At 71.5% G+C, this 18,682-nt stretch carries 19 protein-coding genes; 10 read left to right on the plus strand and 9 right to left on the minus strand.

All coding sequences use genetic code 11. From position 1 onward, the window contains the following. The first annotated feature begins 97 nt into the window (after positions 1-97). On the plus strand, positions 98-775 hold the full coding sequence (locus ACFY60_RS12610) for a hypothetical protein (RefSeq protein WP_388611139.1): 678 nt from the start codon (positions 98-100) through the stop codon (positions 773-775). A 92-nt stretch (positions 776-867) separates the two neighbouring features. Beyond that, positions 868-2,352: a PepSY-associated TM helix domain-containing protein gene (locus ACFY60_RS12615; protein ID WP_388611140.1), complete on the plus strand. Its 1,485-nt coding sequence runs from the start codon at positions 868-870 to the stop codon at positions 2,350-2,352. Here the strand turns inward: ACFY60_RS12615 and ACFY60_RS12620 are convergent, their stop codons facing one another. The 3 genes from ACFY60_RS12620 to glnII all read right to left on the minus strand — a co-directional run bounded on the left by ACFY60_RS12620 (position 2,353) and on the right by glnII (position 4,454). Continuing rightward, positions 2,353-3,006, minus strand: a complete 654-nt coding sequence (locus tag ACFY60_RS12620) for a winged helix-turn-helix domain-containing protein (RefSeq protein WP_388611142.1) — start codon at positions 3,004-3,006, stop codon at positions 2,353-2,355. It lies immediately after the preceding gene. A 105-nt stretch (positions 3,007-3,111) separates the two neighbouring features. Continuing rightward, positions 3,112-3,234, minus strand: a complete 123-nt coding sequence (locus ACFY60_RS12625) for a hypothetical protein (protein ID WP_309049667.1) — start codon at positions 3,232-3,234, stop codon at positions 3,112-3,114. A 188-nt stretch (positions 3,235-3,422) separates the two neighbouring features. Further along, positions 3,423-4,454 carry a glutamine synthetase gene (gene glnII, locus ACFY60_RS12630; protein ID WP_388611144.1) on the minus strand — a complete coding sequence of 344 codons (1,032 nt, stop codon included), beginning with the start codon at positions 4,452-4,454 and terminating at the stop codon, positions 3,423-3,425. A 251-nt stretch (positions 4,455-4,705) separates the two neighbouring features. Between glnII and ACFY60_RS12635 the strand changes: the two genes are divergently transcribed. Further along, a complete protein-coding gene (locus ACFY60_RS12635; protein ID WP_388611145.1) occupies positions 4,706-5,611 on the plus strand; it encodes a Gfo/Idh/MocA family protein in 906 nt (301 codons plus the stop codon). A gap of 25 nt (positions 5,612-5,636) precedes the next feature. Here the strand turns inward: ACFY60_RS12635 and ACFY60_RS12640 are convergent, their stop codons facing one another. Beyond that, a complete protein-coding gene (locus ACFY60_RS12640; RefSeq protein ID WP_388611147.1) occupies positions 5,637-5,996 on the minus strand; it encodes an ArsC/Spx/MgsR family protein in 360 nt (119 codons plus the stop codon). Between the two features lie 147 nt (positions 5,997-6,143). Here ACFY60_RS12640 and ACFY60_RS12645 point away from each other — a divergent pair, with 147 nt between their 5' ends. The 5 genes from ACFY60_RS12645 (at position 6,144) to ACFY60_RS12665 (ending at position 11,313) form a co-directional block, all read left to right on the plus strand. Next, entirely contained in the window at positions 6,144-6,419 is a 276-nt protein-coding gene (locus tag ACFY60_RS12645) for a hypothetical protein (protein WP_388611149.1), read from the plus strand. A 267-nt stretch (positions 6,420-6,686) separates the two neighbouring features. Continuing rightward, positions 6,687-7,385: a Crp/Fnr family transcriptional regulator gene (locus ACFY60_RS12650; protein WP_388611150.1), complete on the plus strand. Its 699-nt coding sequence runs from the start codon at positions 6,687-6,689 to the stop codon at positions 7,383-7,385. Positions 7,386-7,496: 111 nt separating this feature from the next. Further along, a complete protein-coding gene (locus ACFY60_RS12655) occupies positions 7,497-8,399 on the plus strand; it encodes a hypothetical protein (protein WP_388611152.1) in 903 nt (300 codons plus the stop codon). Next, on the plus strand, positions 8,399-10,501 hold the full coding sequence (locus ACFY60_RS12660) for a hypothetical protein (RefSeq protein WP_388611153.1): 2,103 nt from the start codon (positions 8,399-8,401) through the stop codon (positions 10,499-10,501). The genes ACFY60_RS12655 and ACFY60_RS12660 overlap by 1 nt, the downstream gene beginning before the upstream one ends. Next, positions 10,498-11,313, plus strand: coding sequence for a hypothetical protein (locus ACFY60_RS12665; RefSeq protein ID WP_388611155.1), 816 nt, complete (start codon positions 10,498-10,500; stop codon positions 11,311-11,313). The genes ACFY60_RS12660 and ACFY60_RS12665 overlap by 4 nt, the downstream gene beginning before the upstream one ends. Positions 11,314-11,448: 135 nt before the next feature. Here ACFY60_RS12665 and glnA read toward each other — a convergent pair whose 3' ends face one another. After that, positions 11,449-12,870 carry a type I glutamate--ammonia ligase gene (gene glnA, locus ACFY60_RS12670; RefSeq protein WP_388611157.1) on the minus strand — a complete coding sequence of 474 codons (1,422 nt, stop codon included), beginning with the start codon at positions 12,868-12,870 and terminating at the stop codon, positions 11,449-11,451. A gap of 223 nt (positions 12,871-13,093) precedes the next feature. Between glnA and ACFY60_RS12675 the strand changes: the two genes are divergently transcribed. Continuing rightward, positions 13,094-13,561 carry an RDD family protein gene (locus tag ACFY60_RS12675; protein ID WP_388611158.1) on the plus strand — a complete coding sequence of 156 codons (468 nt, stop codon included), beginning with the start codon at positions 13,094-13,096 and terminating at the stop codon, positions 13,559-13,561. A gap of 84 nt (positions 13,562-13,645) precedes the next feature. On the opposite strand, the gene ACFY60_RS12680 is transcribed toward ACFY60_RS12675, so the two are convergent. From ACFY60_RS12680 to lipB, 4 genes are all read right to left on the minus strand, one after another. After that, entirely contained in the window at positions 13,646-14,350 is a 705-nt protein-coding gene (locus ACFY60_RS12680; RefSeq protein ID WP_345285834.1) for a DUF4191 domain-containing protein, read from the minus strand. Between the two features lie 10 nt (positions 14,351-14,360). Then, a complete protein-coding gene (locus tag ACFY60_RS12685) occupies positions 14,361-14,576 on the minus strand; it encodes a hypothetical protein (RefSeq protein ID WP_309052907.1) in 216 nt (71 codons plus the stop codon). A gap of 387 nt (positions 14,577-14,963) precedes the next feature. Further along, positions 14,964-15,932, minus strand: coding sequence for a lipoyl synthase (gene lipA, locus ACFY60_RS12690; RefSeq protein WP_309052908.1), 969 nt, complete (start codon positions 15,930-15,932; stop codon positions 14,964-14,966). Between the two features lie 175 nt (positions 15,933-16,107). Further along, positions 16,108-16,905: a lipoyl(octanoyl) transferase LipB gene (gene lipB, locus ACFY60_RS12695; protein ID WP_309057296.1), complete on the minus strand. Its 798-nt coding sequence runs from the start codon at positions 16,903-16,905 to the stop codon at positions 16,108-16,110. 306 nt (positions 16,906-17,211) lie between these two features. Between lipB and ACFY60_RS12700 the strand changes: the two genes are divergently transcribed. After that, a complete protein-coding gene (locus tag ACFY60_RS12700) occupies positions 17,212-18,681 on the plus strand; it encodes a regulator (protein WP_388611161.1) in 1,470 nt (489 codons plus the stop codon). Position 18,682: the final 1 nt, after the last annotated feature.

An 18,682-nucleotide genomic window follows, 5' to 3' on the forward strand; every position in this document is an offset into this window, starting at 1 on the left:
GTGGTGGTCGCCGTTCCCCGGGGGCGGCCCGTCGGGGAGGGATTTCCCGGGGAGGCGGTCTTCAGGGGCCGGCGGCCGGGTGACACCATGGCGGGCGATGACGGATGCCCGGTCGCCGCTGCGCGCCCTGCGAGCCGCACTCTTCGCGGTGGTGTGCGTGGCACTGTCCGCCGTGGGGCATTCGTCCATGTCTGCCCACCCCCTGCCGCCGCTCGCCCTGCTCGCCGCCTTCGCGGTGACCACGGGCGCCGCCTGGGCCGCGGCGGGCCGCCGCCGGGGGCCGGTGACCATCGCCGGCGCGCTGCTCGTCCTCCAGGGCGCGCTGCACCTGACCTTCTCGGCCGTGGGCGGCCACGCGCCGGCCCAGGCCGCCACTCCCACCGCCCACGGCGGTCACGCGCCCGGCCACGGCCACGGCGCGCACACCACCATGGACCTGGCGCACACCGTCCCCGGCGCCGCGCCCGGCCCGGGCGCCGGCATGCTCGCCGCCCACCTCCTCGCCGCGCTCCTCTGCGGCCTCTGGCTCGCCCGGGGCGAGGCCGCCCTCTTCACCCTCGCCCGCGCCGCCCTCGCGTACGCCTTCACCCCGCTGCGCCTGCCGCTCGCCCTCGTCCCGGTGCCGGACGCCCCGCGCGGGCCGGTGCGCCGGACCCGGCGCGACGCGCACCAGCCGCACTCCGTCCTCCTCGCCCACGCCCTCTCGCGGCGCGGCCCGCCCCGGCCGCCGGCACCCCGCGCCACGGCCCTCGGAGCACGCACAGCACACGTCTGACCGGGGGTCGCCCACCCCTGCCGGCGATCACGCCGGCGTCGGACCACCGCACGCGTCGTACACCGACGCGCGCCTGTCTCCAAGGACCGTTCATGACCCTCGACGACCTCGCGCGCCCGGAAACCCCCGGCACGCCACCTCCGGCGGACCCGCACCCGGCCGACGGGCCCGACACCCCCGCCGCCGGGCCCGGGAACCGGCCGGGAACCTGGGCCGCCCTGCGCCCCCTCGTCCTCCGTGTCCACTTCTACGCCGGCGTCCTCATCGCCCCCTTCCTCCTCGTCGCCGCCGTCAGCGGCCTCCTCTACGCCCTCTCGTTCCAGGCCGAGAAGGTGGTGTACGCCCACGAGTTGAAGGTCCCCGTCGGCGCCACCACCCTGCCGCTCGAACAGCAGGCGCACCTCGCCCGCAAGGTCAACCCGAACGGCACCGTCACCGCCGTCCGCCCCGGCGCCGAACCCGGCGCGACCACCCGCGTCCTGATGGCCGACCCCGACGTCCCCGAGGGGACCTCGCTCGCCGTCTTCGTGGACCCGTACACCGGTGACATCCGCGGACAGCTCCCCAGCTACGGCAGCTCCGGCGCGCTCCCGCTGAGGACCTGGATCGACGGACTGCACCGCGATCTGCACCTCGGGGACCTCGGCCGGAACTACAGCGAGCTCGCCGCGAGCTGGCTGTGGGTGGTCGTCCTCGGCGGACTGTTCCTCTGGTTCGGCCGGCGCCGCGCGAAGCGCCGCGCCCTGGTCCTGCCCGAGCGGGGTCCGAAGTCCCGTCGCCGCACCCTCTCCTGGCACGGCTCGGTCGGCCTGTGGGCCGCCCTCGGCCTGCTCCTGCTCTCCGCCACCGGACTGACCTGGTCGCGGTACGCGGGGGAGAACATCGGCTCCGTCCAGGACCGGCTCGGCGGCGCCACCCCCACCCTCGCGGCGGAACTCGCGCCCGCCCGGAGCGCCGGCGGTCCCACGGGGCACGAGGGCCACGAGGGACACGAAGGCCACGGCACGGGCTCGGAAGACCAGGCCCCGGCCACGGACATCGGCATCGACCGGGCGGTCGCCGCGGCCCGCGCCGCCGGCATCGACAGTCCCTCGATATCGGTCGCCCCGCCGGCGGACGGCAAGGGCTACGTCGTCAAGGAGACCGACACGCAGTTCCCGGTCGAGCTGGACGCGGTGGCCCTGGACCCGGCCGACGGCAGGGTCGTCGACCGCCTCCGCTTCGCGGAGTACCCCGTCCTCGCCCAGCTGACCCGGATCGGCATCGACGCCCACACCGGCGTCTTCCTCGGCCTCTTCAACCAACTGGCCCTGGCCGCCCTCGCGCTGGCCCTGATCCTGCTCATCCTGTGGGGCTACCGCATGTGGTGGCTGCGCCGCCCGGGCCGCCCGGTCGCGCGCGGCACCTGGCGGCGGATCCCCGTCACCCTGCTGCTGCCCTGCGCGGCGGCCACCGCCCTGGTGGCCTGGTTCGTCCCGCTGCTCGGCGTCAGCCTGCTGCTGTTCCTCGCCGTCGACCTCGGCCTCGCCCTGAAGGCGAGGCTGAGGTCCCGGTACCGGGCCCGGCGAACGGCCTGATCAGGGCACGTACTTGTAGCCGACCCGCCGTACGGTCTGGATCGTACGGCGGTGCTCGGCGCCCAGCTTGCGGCGCAGCCGCGCCACGTGGACGTCGACCGTACGGCCGTCGCCGACGTGTCCGTACCCCCACACCGTGGTGACCAGCCGGTCCCGGCTGTGCACGCGGTGGGGGTGCGCCACCAGGTGGGCGAGCAGCTCGAACTCCAGGTACGTGAGGTCGAGCGCCCGCCCGTCCACGAGGGCGATCCGCCGCTCGCCGTCGATGACGACGGGGCCCGCCGCCTCCGCCGCCGGGGGCGCGGCCGGCACCGGCCCGGGCTGCGGACGGGCCCCGTACGCCTGCGCGGACGGGAACTCCGCCTTCAGCGGAGCCTGTTCGTCGGCCGGGACGAGGACGAGGTAGCCGACCATCGGCGGGCGGCCCGGCAGGACCGGCAGCGCGTGCGGCGGCGCGGGCAGCAACTGGGCGCCCGGCGGCAGGAAGTCGGCGACCCGGGCGAACCCGGCGGCCTCGTCGGGGTCGACGGCCCGCAGCCGGTGCCGGCCCGGCCGGAGCCCGGCGGACAGCGGGGAACCGGGCAGGGGAGCGGCGGTCGGGGAGGAGGCGACGGGCACGGAGGCGGGGGCGGGTGCGGTCTGGGTGGGGACCATGGGATTCTCAGCTCTTTCGCGCGAAATGACGGACGGTCAGACGTCGTACGTGTCATGCGCGGCGGCCGAAGGCCGAAGGATCGGACCGTTTCCGATCGAAGGCTTTCAGAGGGCCGGCGCGTTCGTCGCGCGGCAACACACCCGGTCGAAATCGTGGTGCTGGCGGGAGGGCCAGAACGGCTGGAGGTCGTAGCGACCCGTCGCGGTGTCGTTCTTCGTGGCGGCCATATCCCTACTCTACTACTGGGGAACCGGATCGGTCCCGGACCGTCCGAAGGACAAGACGCCGAAGGCCACGCGGCGGACACACGGCCGCAACGGACCGGCCACGTACGCCGCCACCCGGCCCCGCGCACGGCGAGAGGGCGCCCGCCGTCACGAACGGCGGACGCCCTCTCCCGTCGGGCGGGTGCGGATCAGACCTGTCCGGCCTTCTCCAGGGCCTCGCAGCAGGTGTCCACCATGAGGCGGGTCACCACGTACGGGTCCACGTTCGCGTTCGGACGGCGGTCCTCGATGTAACCCTTGCCGTCCTGCTCGACCTGCCACGGGATGCGGACCGAGGCACCGCGGTCCGAGACGCCGTAGGAGTACTGGTCCCACGGAGCGGTCTCGTGCAGACCCGTCAGACGGTCGTCGATGCCCGCGCCGTAGTTCTTGACGTGGTCGAGCGGCTTCGAGCCCTCACCGAGTGCCTCGCAGGCGGTGATGATCGCGTCGTAACCCTCGCGCATGGCCTTGGTGGAGAAGTTGGTGTGCGCGCCCGCGCCGTTCCAGTCGCCCTTCACCGGCTTCGGGTCGAGCGTCGCGGCCACGTCGAAGTCCTCGGCCGTGCGGTAGAGCAGCCAGCGGGCCACCCACAGCTGGTCGGCGACCTCCAGCGGCGCCAGCGGACCCACCTGGAACTCCCACTGGCCGGGCATGACCTCGGCGTTGATGCCGGAGATGCCGAGACCGGCCTTCAGGCAGTTCTCCAGGTGCGCCTCGACGACCGGACGGCCGTGGATCTCGTCCACGCCGACGCCGCAGTAGTAGCCGCCCTGCGGGGCCGGGAAGCCGTTGACCGGGAAGCCGAGCGGACGGGTGCCCTCGAAGAAGGTGTACTCCTGCTCGATGCCGAAGATCGGCTCCTGCGCGGCGTAACGGGCGTACGTCTCCGCCAGCGCGGCGCGCGTGTTGGAGGAGTGCGGCGTCATGTCCGTGTTGAGGACCTCGCACAGCACCAGGATGTCGTTGCCGCCGCGGATCGGGTCCGGGCAGGAGAAGACCGGCTTGAGCACGCGGTCCGAGGCGTGGCCCTCGGCCTGGTTCGTGCTGGAACCGTCGAAGCCCCAGATCGGCAGCTCCTCCAGGGCGAGACCCTCACCGGCGATGATCTTCGTCTTCGAGCGAAGCTTGGCGGTCGGCTCGGTGCCGTCGATCCAGATGTACTCAGCCTTGAAGGTCACGGGTCTCATCCTTTGGCGTGCTGCTGCGGGTTCTCGTACTCGCGGCGGCTCGCTGCGCTGCGAGAAGCTGCGGTCTCGTTCTGCGCGCAGCTTGGCAACACCGGATTTCCCTTCGGTTGCCCGTTTGTGAACCCCGTGTTACTCGGCCCTGCCGGCGCCGGCGGCCCCGGAGCGCCGCCGGCGGCCCGCCGGGGGACCCGGGCGCCGACGGCCCCGCGTCCGCTGTCGGCGGGGCACGGCAGACTGGGGGCATGGCGGATCACCTGGGCGCGAAGCCCCGCATCGGACTCCTCGGCACCGGCCCCTGGGCCGCCCGCACCCACGCCCCGGCGCTCGCCGCCCACGAGGGCGTCACCTTCGCGGGCGTGTGGGGCAGACGCCCGGAGGCGGCCCGTGAGCTCGCCGCGGCCTCCGGCACGCGCGCGTACGAGGACGTGGACGCGCTCATCGAGGCCTGCGACGCCGTCGCGCTCGCCCTCCCGCCGGACGTGCAGGCCCCGCTGGCGGCCCGGGCCGCGCGGGCCGGCCGGCACGTCCTCCTCGACAAGCCGGTCGCGACGACGGTGCCGGCGGCCCGCGAGGTCGCCGGGGCGGTGGAGGCCGCCGGGGTCGCCTCGGTGGTCTTCTGCACCCTCCGCTTCGCCGAGCCCACCGCCCGCTGGATCGACGCGCAGGCACGGGCCGGCGGCTGGTTCCTGGGCGAGGCGCACTGGCTCGGCTCCCTCTTCGGGCCGGGGTCCGCGAGCCCGTACGCGGCCTCGCCCTGGCGCCGGACCAGGGGCGGCCTGTGGGACGTGGGCCCGCACGTCCTCTCCGTCCTCCTGCCGGTCCTCGGCGACGTCACCGGTCTCACCGCCGTCCGGGGTCCCGGCGACCTCCACCACCTGGTCCTGCGGCACGCCTCGGGCGCGAGCAGCACCGCCACGCTCACGCTCGGCGCCCCGCCGGAGGCGGCGGAGGCCTCGCTCACCCTGCACGGCACCCGGGGCCGCGCCGAACTGCCCGGCTGGAACGGGGCGGTGGACGCCTTCGGCGCGGCCGTCGACGCCCTCGTCACCTCCGCCCGCACCGGCGTCCCGCACGCCTGCGACGCCCGTTTCGGCCTGCGCCTCACCGAGATCCTGGCCGAGGCGGAGAACGCGGCCCCCGCCCCCTGACCTCGGGCCGGGGCCGGACCGGGCCTCAGCGGGAGAGGGCGTCCCGCACGGCCTCCTCCGACCGGCCGACGACCGCCGTCCCGTCGTCCGCGGTGATGATCGGCCGCTGGATGAGCTTGGGGTGCGCGGACAGCGCCTCCACCCACCGGTCGCGGTGCTCCGCGTCCCGAGGCCACCCCTTCACCCCGAGCTCCTTGGCGACCGGCTCCTGGGTGCGCGTGATGTCCCACGGTTCGAGCCCGAGCCGGTCCAGGACCTCCCGGATCTCGTCGGGCGTCGGTACGTCCTCCAGGTAGCGCCGCACGGTGTACCGGGCGCCCTCCGCGTCGAGCAGACCGAGCGCGCCACGGCACTTGGAACAGGCGGGATTGATCCAGATCTCCATGGGCGTACGGTACCCCCCCGACCGCCTTCCACCACCCCCCCAAACACCCTCTGGCCAGGGGCGATTGTCAGTGGGGGCCACTAAAATGGGGGGTGAGAGCGAGGGCCCCGGGGAGGGCCCCGCCCACCGTTCGCCAGGAGGTAGCCCATGGCTCTCGCCGTGATCCGGACACCGTCCCCCGAACCCTGGACGCCCCCGCACAAGAAGCCGCTTCCCCCGGGCCGCCCCCGCGAGTGGTACGTGACGCACAACCGGCGTCTGAAGGCGATGCGCCTCGCCATCGCCCTGCTGGACTCCGGTGTGTACATCCCGTCGAAGGCGACCGACGCGACCATACGGAACACCGCGCACAGCCTGGGCATCCACCCGCCGTCCGACACCACCTGCCGCATGGTCCGCGCGCTGATCCGCTACGGCCGCTGACCGGGCGCCTCGCCCGACACCGCCCCACGAAGGGGCGGGTCACATCCATGACGCGCTCGTCCGGGCCGTACGCCATTCGGGACGACCCGGCACGGGGCCGCCCCCGCGCGGCGACGGCGGCATGGGCGGCGGCCACCGACGCGTGGTCGCCGCCCCAGTGCTCCAGCACGGCGTGCCAGGTGGCTCGTTGCCGTGCAAGCGGGCTACATCAAGCCAACCAATTCGGATTACCGAGGGGCGGGCGCCGCACAGCGGTAGAACCGGGCCATGACGGTTGATCCCGGGAAACGGCCGGCACGCACCGAGCGGCTTTCCGATGAAGTGTGGCGCGAGTTGTGCGGCCTGGGGGTGGAGCGTCACTTCCGTGCCGGAAGCACGTTGCTGCGCCAGGGCGAAGCGGGCACCTACCTGCTGGCACTTACCCAAGGGCTGGTCAAAGTCATACGTCGGGAGGAGAACGGCGAAACGACGTTGCTCGCTTTTCGAGGCCCGGGGGACCTGCTGGGGGAGGTGGCAGTCTTTGATCTTCAGAAGCGGATCGCGGATGTCGTCGCGCTTCGGCCCTGCAGGGCGGTGAGACTCGAGGCCGAGACGTTCCGTACCTACGTGGAGCGCCGAGGCATGGTCATGGCCTTGATGCGGCAGACCCTTGCTCGCCTTCGTGAGTCCGACATGAGACTTGCCGAACTTCAGCGGCTTCCCGTGCTCACACGTCTTGCCCGCACGCTGGTACGCCTCGCAGACCTGACCGGTCCGGTACCCCCGGGAACGGCCGAGTGGGGGCTGACCGGGCTGACGCAGGAGGAGATTGCGCAGGCCATCGGGGTGACACGTAACGCGGTGGTGACCGGTCTGCAGGAGTTGCGTCAGACCGGAGCCGTGGAGACCGGACGCAGAGTGATCGAGATCCGTGACATGGAGGCTCTACGGGTATGGGCGAAGACGGAGCACGTGGAGGGAATGTGACCGCCGCCACCATGCGGGTGACCACTGGTGGGCATTCGACTCCGCGGCTTCCGCCGACTCTGGGACCACGCCGCGAACCTGCGGTCGCCACCGTTCCGGAGGATCACCCCGATGACCGAGAACCCGCCCGCCCCGTACGCCGAGAGTCGTCCTCTCCCGCCCTACACGGCCCTGCTGGCCGTCGACGCCAAGAACTTCACCGGCCTCCCGGCTGTTCTGCACGCCCCTGTCAGCCAGATGATCCCCGATCTCGTCGACCGGGCTCTGTCCAAGGCCGGCCTTGAGGAGGTCCGGGACGACAAGCGTTTCCCCGCGCATACGGGAGACGGCATCGTGTTCGGCTTCGATCCGGTGCGCCTACCGTTCGTCCTGTGGCCCTTCCTCCCTGCTTTGGACGATGTACTCGCGGAGTACAACACGCTCTCGGTCGGCCCTCGTATCCGTCTCCGCGTCAGCCTGCACCTCGGCCCGCTGCCCGACGCCGGCCAGGCGGGCGACGGAAACGGCACGCCTCGGAACGACACCCATCGCCTGCTGGACTCCCGCCCGGTCAAGGCGGTGCTCGCAGCATCCAGTGAAAGCACCACGCACGTGGCGGCGATCATCTCCGATCGGGTGTACGAGGACGTGGTGCTCGGTGGATACAGTGGGCTGCACCCGGACCGCTGTGTCGAGGTGCCTGCGACGGTCGAGGGCAAGACGTTCGCGCAGCGGGCCTGGCTGTTCATCCCTTCGCCCTCGGGCAATCTCCTGAACTCCGGAATTCTCGCCTCTGACGCCACACCCGATTCCCCTGTGACGGCCGTGCCGCCCGGGGAGACGGACACCGCCCCAAGAGATCGGTACCAGGGCAATACGCAGCACGTGCGGGACGGAATGGCCGTCATGGGTGGCGTCGGTGGGGACATCAGCTATACCGGCGGGGCCACTCACTACAGCGGGACCAATCAGCACTGGGGCAGCGGTGACAACGTCTCCGGAAGCAAGTCCACCGGTGCGGCGAAGGAGCGCTGATGTCCTCCACGGCAACCGACTCGCTCCGCGAAGCGGCCCCGATTCTCGAGCCACCGCCCCAGGAAGACATGACCGTTCCCGCTCCGCCCTCGGCGCCGTCCTGGGCTGCGGTCGCGACCCCGCAGATGTCATTCGATGGCAACCAGCAACGCGTGGACCGCGGGGTCGCGATTCTGGGACCCGCGTACGGCAACATCACCACGTACAACCTCGTCACGGTCGATGACGGTGAAGCCGAGGGAAAGATCGTCAAGCCTCGCTTCCGCGAAGGTCCGTACCCTCCGGACGAGGTCAGGGACCGGCTACGAGGCTTCGTCGAACCGCGGGCACACGCGGTCTGCCGCGAGAAGCTCACCGGGCGACGAGTGCTGCTGTTGCGCGGCGAGGCGGCCAGCGGAACCAGCACCGCCGCGTTCGCGCTGCTTCACGAGGTCACCGCAGGTGGCAGGATCATCGGTCTCAACGCGGCGGAGGATCTGACCCGCTGGGAGCCGTCCTCACCTGGCGGCTACATGGTGCAGGGCATCGTTCCTCAGGCCGCCGACATGCTCGACGAGGTGGCGCTGAACAGCCTCGCAGGTCGACTGGCCGAGACCGATGCCTATGTGGTCGTGATCGTGGACCAGTCGACCCTGCTTCCCCGTTCGCTCTCGCCGTGGTGCCAACAACACATCGCGCCCCTGCCCCGCGACGTGGCCACCGCCCTTCTCAAACGCATGGCGGACGAGGGCGCTCTCGATGCCGAGCAGCTCGACAAGGCCCTGGGATCACTGGACCTTCCGCCCTTCAAGGAATATCTGGCGATCAGCAGGTCGCCCGGCACGGGTGTCGAGGTGGCCGAGGAATTGCGTGAAGTGGCGACCCGACGCCGCACGCCCGAGGCTGCTGCGGACAACCTCCGCCTCGGAACCGTCGAAGCGGCCGGCGAATTGTTGACGCGTGTGGGCGGGGACATCGACGCGCTGGCGTGGACGGCGGCCCTTGCCCTGTTCGAGGAACAGGACCGATCGGTCGTCGAGCAATTCGCCGGCTGCTTGAAGCCGTTGCTGGCGGCGTCGCCCTCCCCCCAGGCGTCCTTGCCGCAGAGTGGCTACCTGCTTGGTCGGGCGATCGAGGACCGGATCGACCAGGTGCAGGCCCGGTTGCTGCCCCGTAGGGCCGAAGCGGCTCGCGGATATCGCTACTGGGTCGAGCCGGTGGCCTTTCGACGGAAACACCTCGCAGAAGAGGTTCTGAGGAGGCTCTGGCTCGATTATGAGGGTTTCTCCGGTGTTCTCCTGACATGGATGCGTGGACTCCCTTACAAGCCCGGGGTGGACAGACTCGCGGGGCGGCGGATCGGCCAGGTCTTATGCCAGGCATCGGGGCCCGACGTGCTGCGTCAGTTGTCCGTGTTCGCGAGCTCCCCCCGGGCCTGGCATCGACGGTTGGCCGCCCATGCTCTTGGCGAAGTGGTCCAGGACTCGGTGTTGTCTGCCGCAGTCCGTTCACAGTTGCGCCAGTGGAGCGATGCGAAGGGCCCTGAGGTCCGCTGCACCGTGGCGGAAACTTGTGCGGGCAGTCTGGGGCTCGCTCTGCCCGACTTCGCGCTCGGTCTGCTCCACACCGTCCTGGGCGGCGGAGAGGATGCGCTGGACGACAACATTCGCAAGGCTGTGTCGACAGCGCTGGGCGTGCTGCTCACCGAGGACGTCAACCGGAGTCCGGTGCTTGCGCAGATCGTCAAGTGGTTGGCGGAGCCCCGAGGTTCCGGCCGGCACATGTACGCCGTTCAATCGGTCCGCGATCTGTGTGCGGAAGGGTTTCCGGCCGTCGGGCGGGCGGGCATCCGCAAGGTGGTGGTCGCTGATCTGTTCGCCGACTCATGGGATCCCCTCGTGCCCCTGGTGCTGGCGGCGCTCGATCATCAGGAATTGCACGACACCATGAAGGCGGCGCTGCTCCGCTTGGACCTTGCTGCGGGGCCGGAGAGCCATGAGCGAATGGTGGCCTTCCTCCAGACCCTTTCGGAGGTGGCCGGAGGGCACCGAGGGCTTCGGTTGCTCCTCATCGCCCGGTTCCGTGACCGACCTCTCGCCCCGGAGGGGGAGGAGGCACGGTGAGCGACGCGCTGGCTTCCGCACTCACCTCTTCGCCGCTGCTCAGTCTGTTCCAGGTGCGATGGGGCAGCCGGGTGGATCGCGCTCTGGTCTTTCTCCGGGAAGATGGTGAAGCCTGCCTCGAGCATCCGCGACGAGGCCAGGCGCCCGTATATCCGTCTCCGCGCTTTGCCGCGGTAGGGCGCAGGATGTTCGACAGTGCGTGGTGGGTCTCACTGGTGGAAAGGAAGGCCGTCGTCCACCTCGCCGCCCCTGGCTCGGCCCACCGTGAGCCGGACCGGGTGATGGTCACCTGGTGGGTATGTGACCCCGTGATCGTCGCCCGGGAACGCCTGTCGGCGCCGGATGCAGCGGCTTGGGTGGCACACGACATCTCCCGGCGTGGCATGCACCCCGTCGTGAACCGGGGTGAGTACGGAGTCCCGGAAGCAGGAATCAGTTACCGGATCGGGCGGTCGGTGCCCCCACCTGAACCCCGGCCGTCGCCGGGCGCGGACATCCCACCGGCATGGGGCGAGGATCGCCGGATCACCTACCGCTTCTACCGAGAGGCACTAGCCGAAGGCCCCCTGAGCCTCGCAGCTCTCTGGCTGCTGCACTACCCGGAGCAGGCGCGTGATGTGCTCGACTGGACGATGGCGAACCGCGGCGCACTCGACCAGCACGCTGAATGGGAGCACTCGCTGGTGACGCTTCTGCAAGGGTTGAGCGCCGAGGAACGGGGCTTCATCGGGGTCAAGATGGCTGAGCTTCTCAGCGGCATGGGTATTCCACACGCCGACGATGCGCTGCATCGTGTGCGAGCGGCTACGTGACCTGAGGGCGTCACCATCCCTGAGTAAGGGCTCCGCGCCGATCCGGTCGCGACACGGCGAAGGCCGCCACCCCCGACTGCGGGGTGGCGGCCTTCGGCGGCTTCAGCGGCCTGCGGCGCGGCTCGGCGGCACGGCTTAGAGGTCGAAGTAGAGCTCGAACTCGTGCGGGTGCGGGCGGAGCTGGATCGGGGCGATCTCGTGGGTGCGCTTGTAGTCGATCCAGGTCTCGATGAGGTCGGAGGTGAAGACACCGCCGGCCTGGAGGTACTCGTTGTCCTCCTCCAGGGCCTTGAGGACGGCCTCGAGGTTGGTCGGGACCTGCGGGACGCTCGCGTGCTCCTCGGGGGCCAGCTCGTAGAGGTCCTTGTCGATCGGCTCCATCGGCTCGATCTTGTTCTTGACGCCGTCGAGGCCCGCGAGGAGCAGGGCGGAGAAGGCGAGGTACGGGTTCGAGGACGGGTCCGGCGCGCGGAACTCGACGCGCTTGGCCTTCGGGTTCGAGCCCGTGATCGGGATGCGCATGGCGGCGGAGCGGTTGCGCTGCGAGTAGACCAGGTTGACCGGCGCCTCGAAGCCCGGGACCAGACGGTGGTAGGAGTTCACCGTCGGGTTGGTGAAGGCGAGCAGCGACGGGGCGTGCTTGAGGATGCCGCCGATGTAGTACCGGGCGGTGTCCGACAGGCCCGCGTAACCGGACTCGTCGTAGAACAGCGGGTCGCCGTTCGACCACAGCGACTGGTGGACGTGCATGCCCGAGCCGTTGTCACCGAAGATCGGCTTCGGCATGAAGGTCGCGGTCTTGCCGTTGCGCCAGGCGACGTTCTTGATGATGTACTTGAACAGCATCAGGTCGTCGGCCGCCGCGAGCAGCGTGTTGAACTTGTAGTTGATCTCCGCCTGACCGGCGGTGCCCACCTCGTGGTGCTGGCGCTCGACCTGCAGGCCGACCTTCTCCAGCTCCAGGGACATCTCCGAGCGCAGGTCGGCGAAGTGGTCGACCGGCGGGGCCGGGAAGTAGCCGCCCTTGTAGCGGACCTTGTAACCCCGGTTGTCCTCCTCCTTGCCGGTGTTCCAGGCGCCGGCCTCGGAGTCGATGTGGTAGAAGCCCTGGTTCGCGGAGGTCTCGAAGCGGACCGAGTCGAACACGTAGAACTCGGCCTCGGGGCCGAAGTAGGCGGTGTCGGCGATGCCGGTGGAGGCCAGGTACGCCTCCGCCTTCTTCGCGATGTTCCGCGGGTCACGGCTGTACTGCTCGCCCGTGATCGGGTCGTGGATGAAGAAGTTGATGTTGAGCGTCTTGTCCCGGCGGAACGGGTCGAGGCGGGCCGTCGACAGGTCGGCGCGCAGCGCCATGTCGGACTCGTGGATGGCCTGGAAGCCGCGGATCGACGAGCCGTCGAAGGCCAGCTCCTCGGACGGGTCGAAGGCGGTCGCCGGGATCGAGAAGTGCTGCATCACGCCGGGCAGGTCGCAGAAGCGGACGTCGACCATCTTGACGTCCTCGTCCTTGATGAACTTTGCGACCTCGTCGGCGTTCTGGAACCCGTGCTTGGACATCCAACTCCTCCTACTCCCGGCCCGGGGAGGGGCGGGGGTTGCAGCTCGGTCGTGCGGCCGGTGCGGTGGCACACGCTCGATCCCGACCATAGGCAGACGGGATTTCTCCAGCATGACCCATTTGTTTCGTCGAAGTTAACCGGGACGGCTCGTACCCCGCCGTGTCGGGTCCCATCCCCACCCGGACCGAAGTGATCGAAAAGGGGCGCAGTACCGTGGTCGGGTGGACAACAGGCAAGCACTCGGATCGTGGCTCTCCGGCCCCCGCGCCGCGGCGGAGCAAGCAGGCGTGGACTTCGGGTACCGGGGGCAGCAGCTCGGCCTGCCCGAGGAGGGATCCGGTTCGATTGCCCGCCCCGGGCGGCGGCTCGGCGCCCTCGCCGTGGACTGGGGCCTGTGCCTCCTGATCGCATACGGTCTGATCACCGACGGCTACAGCCAGGCCACCGGCAACTGGGCGCTCGGCATCCTGCTCGTCCTGAGCGTGCTGACCGTCGGCACCATCGGCTCCACCCCGGGAAAGCGGATCTTCGGCCTGCGGGTGGCGTCGGTGCACGGCGGCCGGCTGAGCCTCCCGCGCGTGGCGCTCCGCTCGCTGCTGGTCTGCCTGGCGATCCCCGCCCTCATCTGGGACCGCGACGGACGCGGCCTGCACGACCGCCTCTCCGGCGCCGTCCAGGTCCGCATCTGAGCGACGCCGCCCACGTACCGCACACGCGGAACGGCCCCGGACCTCAGTGGTCCGGGGCCGTTCTCCGTCCGTCCTCCGGGCGGGTCAGCGCATCTTTCCGCCGCGCGGCATCCGCATGCCCTTCGGCATCGGACCCTTGGGCAGGGGCATGTTGCTCATGAGGTCGCCCATCGCGCGCAGCCGGTCGTTGGCCGCGGTGACCTGCGGGCCGGTGAGCACGCGGGGGAGCTTGAGCATGGTGGTGCGGACCTTCTTCAGGGGGACCTGGCCCTCACCGTCACCGACGATGATGTCGTGCACCGGCACGTCCACCACGATGCGGTTCATCTTCTTCTTCTCGGCCGCCAGCAGGCTCTTGACCCGGTTCGGGTTGCCCTCGGCGACGAGCACGATGCCCGCGCGGCCCACCGCGCGGTGCACCACGTCCTGGCTGCGGTTCATCGCGACGGCCGGGGTGGTGGTCCAGCCCCGTCCGACGTTCTGCAGTACCGCCGCCGCCGCGCCCGGCTGGCCCTCCATCTGCCCGAAGGCGGCGCTCTCCGCGCGCCGCCCGAAGACGATGGCCATCGCCAGGAGCGCCAGGACGAAGCCCAGGATGCCCAGGTAGACCGGGTGTCCGATCAGGAAGCCGATACCGAGGAGGACACCGAGAACGACGATGCCCACGCCCGCGACGACGAGTCCGACCTTCGGGTCGGCCTTCCGGGTCATCTGGTACGTGAGGGCGATCTGCTTCAGTCGCCCGGGGTTCGCGGCGTCAGCGCCGCCCGTGTTTGCCTTCCTCGCCATGTCCTGAAGTTTACGTGGCCCGGGACGTCCGGCCCGACACGGCCTCCAGCACGTGCTGGGCCTCCACGCGGTCCTTGGCGCGCCGGCGGTCCTCCAGGACGGAGGTCCAGGCGTTGCGCCGGGCGGTGCGCTGTCCCGCGCCGAGGAGAAGGGACTCCACGGCCTTCAGGGCGTCGGTGACGGACGGGATCGCGGTGACGCGAAGATGCGTCGGTGCGGCCGGCATCTCGGGGTCCTCCCTCGATAGGGGTGAGAGACGGGAAGGGGGGTAGGAGCGGTGGTGGCGGTGCGTGAAACCAGGCTCACTCACTGGTGTTACCAGGGCATGGCCGGGCGGTCAAACACTGATGAAACGCCGATGCGGCCATGCGGCCCAGCCCCCGGAACGGCCGCGCGGCCCGCACGCCCCGCTGAGCTGCGGAGGGCGTGCGGGCCGCGCGGAACCGGCCCTGAGCGGCCGGTCGGGACGTGTGCGGCGACTCACACGGTCACCGGGCCGGCCTCGTACGGCGCTCAAGCGCGCCTCAAGCGGAAGCGCGCTCCGGGGCGGGGCCGCGTGCCGCCCCGGAGGGCCGTACGGACCCGGCCCCGGCGAGGGGGGACCGGACGGGCGTCAGACCGCCTGCGAGGCGTCGACCGCCGTGCCGCGCTTCTCGATCGCCTGCTGGTAGAGGCGGCCCGCGCGGTACGAGGAGCGGACCAGCGGGCCCGACATGACGCCGGAGAAGCCGATCTCGTCGGCCTCCTCCTTCAGCTCCACGAACTCCTGCGGCTTGACCCAGCGCTCCACGGGGTGGTGCCGGACCGAGGGGCGCAGGTACTGCGTGATGGTGATGAGCTCGCAGCCCGCGTCGTGCAGCTGCTGGAGCGCCTCGCTGATCTCCTCGCGGGTCTCGCCCATGCCGAGGATCAGGTTCGACTTCGTGACCAGACCGTAGTCACGGGCCTTGGTGATGACGTCGAGCGAGCGCTCGTAGCGGAAGCCCGGGCGGATCCGCTTGAAGATCCGCGGCACGGTCTCGACGTTGTGCGCGAAGACCTCGGGGCGGGAGGCGAAGACCTCCTCCAGGAGCTCCGGCACCGCGTTGAAGTCGGGGGCGAGCAGCTCGACCTTGGTACGGCCGTCGGCGCGGCCGGCGGTCTGCTGGTGGATCTGGCGCACGGTCTCGGCGTACAGCCAGGCGCCGCCGTCCTCCAGGTCGTCGCGGGCGACGCCGGTGATCGTGGCGTAGTTCAGGTCCATCGTGACGACGGACTCGCCCACGCGGCGCGGCTCGTCACGGTCGAGGGCCTGCGGCTTGCCGGTGTCGATCTGGCAGAAGTCGCAGCGCCGGGTGCACTGGTCACCGCCGATGAGGAAGGTCGCCTCGCGGTCCTCCCAGCACTCGAAGATGTTGGGACAGCCCGCCTCCTGGCAGACCGTGTGCAGGCCCTCGCTCTTCACGAGTCCCTGCATCTTCGTGTACTCGGGCCCCATCTTCGCCCGGGTCTTGATCCACTCGGGCTTGCGCTCGATGGGGGTCTGGGCGTTCCGGACCTCCAGGCGCAGCATCTTGCGTCCGTCGGGTGCGACTGCGGACACATCGGCTCCTGTAGCTTCGATTCTTCGGCGCACACCAGGGTACGCCCGTTGCTTCTCATGCCTCACCTGTGGCCAACCCATGGCCAAGGCCCTGCATTCCTGAGGCGCCGGTGGTGTGTCGGTGCCCCGTCCCCGGGGCGGTGGGCGCCGTCCGGCGACCGCCGCCCGCGCTCCGTCAGGCGGAGGCGGTCTCGATCTCGCGCGGCTTGAGTTCCGCGTTCTCCAGCACGTCCCGCAGGTGCCGCTCCACGACCGGGAGGACCTCCCCGACCGTGACGTCGCGGCCCAGCTCGTTGGCGAAGGAGGTCACGCCCGCGTCGCGGATGCCGCACGGGATGATCCGGTCGAACCAGGCGTTGTCCGGGTTCACGTTGAGCGAGAAGCCGTGCATGGTGACGCCCTTGGCGACCCGGATGCCGATCGCCGCGAGCTTGCGGTCCTCGCGGCGCTGGCCGGCGTTGGAGGGCGCGTACTCGGGCCCGTTCAGGCGGGGGTCGAACTCCTCGTCCTGGAGGCGGGGGTCGAAGTCCAGCGACAGGCCGCCGATCCGGGGGCGCTGCTCGACCGGGTCGCCCAGCACCCACACACCGCTGCGGCCCTCGATCCGGGTGGTCTCCAGGCCGAAGTCGGCGGCGGTGCGGATGAGGGCCTCCTCCAGCCGGCGCACGTGCGCGACCACGTCGACCGGGCGGGGCAGCTTCATGATCGGGTAGCCGACCAGCTGGCCGGGCCCGTGCCAGGTGATCTTGCCGCCGCGGTCCACGTCGACCACCGGCGTCCCGTCGAGCGGGCGCTCGCTGTCCAGGGTGCGCCGGCCGGCCGTGTAGACCGGCGGGTGCTCCAGGAGCAGACAGGTGTCGGGGATCTCGTCGGCGAACCGTGCGGAGTGCACCTCGCGCTGCTTGTCCCAGGCCACCTGGTAGTCGACGGCGTCCGCGCCGAATCCCAGGCGGACGAATCGCAGCTCACTCACGGCCATGCCTCCTCCTGGGTGCCGCGAGCCGGGTTCCGGGGATCGTCCCGGGGTGGGAGCCGGCCCGGCACCCTGCGTTGTACGCGCCCATGCCACTGTACGGCGGAGCCGCCAAAGTCCTTCCGGCAGGTGGACGGGGGCCTCGGCGGGGCGGCGCGTCAGCAGCGCCTGCCAATCCTCACACGATCGGATGAATGTGGGGCGAAGCCGACGGTGCGGGCCGTGCGGACCGCTACATTCACGCCGTCCCTTGAGGGTCCGAACGGGCTGCCACGTGGGCCCGGAAGCCAGGAGACCGCACAGCCGATGACGGAACGACCACCGCAGCGCATCCCGAACCGCCGGCTCGCCGCGCTCATCGCCGAAGCCGGGTTCTCCCATGCCGGCCTCGCCCGACGCGTCGACCAGCTCGGCCTCGAGCACGGCCTCGACCTGCGGTACGACAAGACCTCCGTGACCCGCTGGCTGCGCGGCCAGCAGCCGCGCGGCACCACTCCCGCCCTCATCGCCGAGGTCTTCACCCGCCGCCTCGGCCGCCGCCTCTCCGCCCAGGACCTCGGCCTGGACGCCTGCGCGCCGGTCTACGCGGGCCTGGAGTTCGCCGCCACCCCCGAGGAGGCCGTCGACATCGTCAGCGGCCTCTGGCGCAAGGACTCCGGCAGCCACGCCGAGCTGCGCAAGATCGCCTTCACCCCGGCGGGCCTCGTCGTGCCCAGCCGGGACTGGCTCATCGGCCGCTCCGACGAGCGGGTCGCCCGGGGCGAGCCGCCGCACGGCCCCCCGCTGCGGGGGACGGCCGCGCGGGACCCGAGGGTCCCGCCCCAGGGCCGCTTCACCGTCCCGCGCCAGCGCGGTACCGACCGGGGGCCCGGCCAGCGGGTCTCCGGCGGCGACATCGCCGCGCTCCGCTCCGTCGGCGAACTCTTCCGCACCCTCGACCACGCCTACGGCGGCGGCCACGCACGCCAGGCCCTCGTCCGCTACCTGGAGCACGAGACCGAGCCCATGCTCCGCGGCACCTACGGGGAGGCCACCGGGCGCCGCCTCTTCGCCGCCGCCGCCGACCTCACCCGGCTCGCCGGCTGGACCTCGTACGACATCGCCGCGCACGGCCTCGCCCAGCGGTACTTCGTCCAGGCACTGCGGCTCGCCCAGGCCGCGGGGGACCGGGCCTACGGCTCGTACGTGCTCCTCACCATGAGCTGCCAGGCCGTCTATCTCGGCCACGGGCGGGAGGCCGTGCAGCTCGCCCGGGTCGCCCAGCAGGGCGTCGGCCCCGCCGCGCCGCCCGTCGTCCAGGCGATGCTCCACGCCGTCGAGGCCCGCGGCCACGCCGTCCTCGGCGAGGCACGGGCGTGCAGCGCCTCCCTGATGCGCGCCGAGCGCGCGCTCGACGGCGCCCGGCCCGGCGACGAGGTGCCCTACTGGGCCCGCACCTTCGACGAGGCGCAGCTCGCCGACGAGCTCGGCCACTGCCACCGCGACCTCCAGCAGTACCGGCCCGCCGCCCAGCACGCCGAGCGCGCCCTCCAGCTGCGCGCCCCCGGCTTCGCCCGCAGCCGCCTCTTCTGCCGGGTCGTGCTCGCCACCGCCCGGCTCGCCCTCGGCGAGCTGGAGCAGGCCTGCGCACTGGGTGCCGAGGCGGCCCAGCAGGCCTCGGAGATGCGTTCCGCCCGGGCCCTGGAGTACGTCAGGGACTTCGAGCGCCGCCTGGAGCCGTACCGCGACGCCGCTCCCGTCCGCACCTACCGGGACCGCGTCTCCGCGCTCCTCTGAC

Origin of the sequence: Streptomyces sp. NPDC012827 (assembly GCF_042900905.1) — a bacterium.
Lineage (GTDB): Bacteria > Actinomycetota > Actinomycetes > Streptomycetales > Streptomycetaceae > Streptomyces > Streptomyces gulbargensis.

What these genes read in the sequence shown, in the direction of transcription:
- glnA (WP_388611157.1), bottom strand. Translation starts at nt 12,870, where the DNA reads ATGTCCAAGCACGGGTTCCAGAACGCCGACGAGGTCGCAAAGTTCATC.
- ACFY60_RS12655 (WP_388611152.1), top strand. Translation starts at nt 7,497, where the DNA reads ATGACCGAGAACCCGCCCGCCCCGTACGCCGAGAGTCGTCCTCTCCCG.
- ACFY60_RS12650 (WP_388611150.1), top strand. Translation starts at nt 6,687, where the DNA reads ATGACGGTTGATCCCGGGAAACGGCCGGCACGCACCGAGCGGCTTTCC.
- ACFY60_RS12620 (WP_388611142.1), bottom strand. Translation starts at nt 3,006, where the DNA reads ATGGTCCCCACCCAGACCGCACCCGCCCCCGCCTCCGTGCCCGTCGCC.
- ACFY60_RS12615 (WP_388611140.1), top strand. Translation starts at nt 868, where the DNA reads ATGACCCTCGACGACCTCGCGCGCCCGGAAACCCCCGGCACGCCACCT.
- ACFY60_RS12700 (WP_388611161.1), top strand. Translation starts at nt 17,212, where the DNA reads ATGACGGAACGACCACCGCAGCGCATCCCGAACCGCCGGCTCGCCGCG.
- ACFY60_RS12610 (WP_388611139.1), top strand. Translation starts at nt 98, where the DNA reads ATGACGGATGCCCGGTCGCCGCTGCGCGCCCTGCGAGCCGCACTCTTC.
- ACFY60_RS12625 (WP_309049667.1), bottom strand. Translation starts at nt 3,234, where the DNA reads ATGGCCGCCACGAAGAACGACACCGCGACGGGTCGCTACGACCTCCAG.
- ACFY60_RS12640 (WP_388611147.1), bottom strand. Translation starts at nt 5,996, where the DNA reads ATGGAGATCTGGATCAATCCCGCCTGTTCCAAGTGCCGTGGCGCGCTC.
- ACFY60_RS12635 (WP_388611145.1), top strand. Translation starts at nt 4,706, where the DNA reads ATGGCGGATCACCTGGGCGCGAAGCCCCGCATCGGACTCCTCGGCACC.
- ACFY60_RS12660 (WP_388611153.1), top strand. Translation starts at nt 8,399, where the DNA reads ATGTCCTCCACGGCAACCGACTCGCTCCGCGAAGCGGCCCCGATTCTC.
- ACFY60_RS12680 (WP_345285834.1), bottom strand. Translation starts at nt 14,350, where the DNA reads ATGGCGAGGAAGGCAAACACGGGCGGCGCTGACGCCGCGAACCCCGGG.
- ACFY60_RS12685 (WP_309052907.1), bottom strand. Translation starts at nt 14,576, where the DNA reads ATGCCGGCCGCACCGACGCATCTTCGCGTCACCGCGATCCCGTCCGTC.
- ACFY60_RS12645 (WP_388611149.1), top strand. Translation starts at nt 6,144, where the DNA reads ATGGCTCTCGCCGTGATCCGGACACCGTCCCCCGAACCCTGGACGCCC.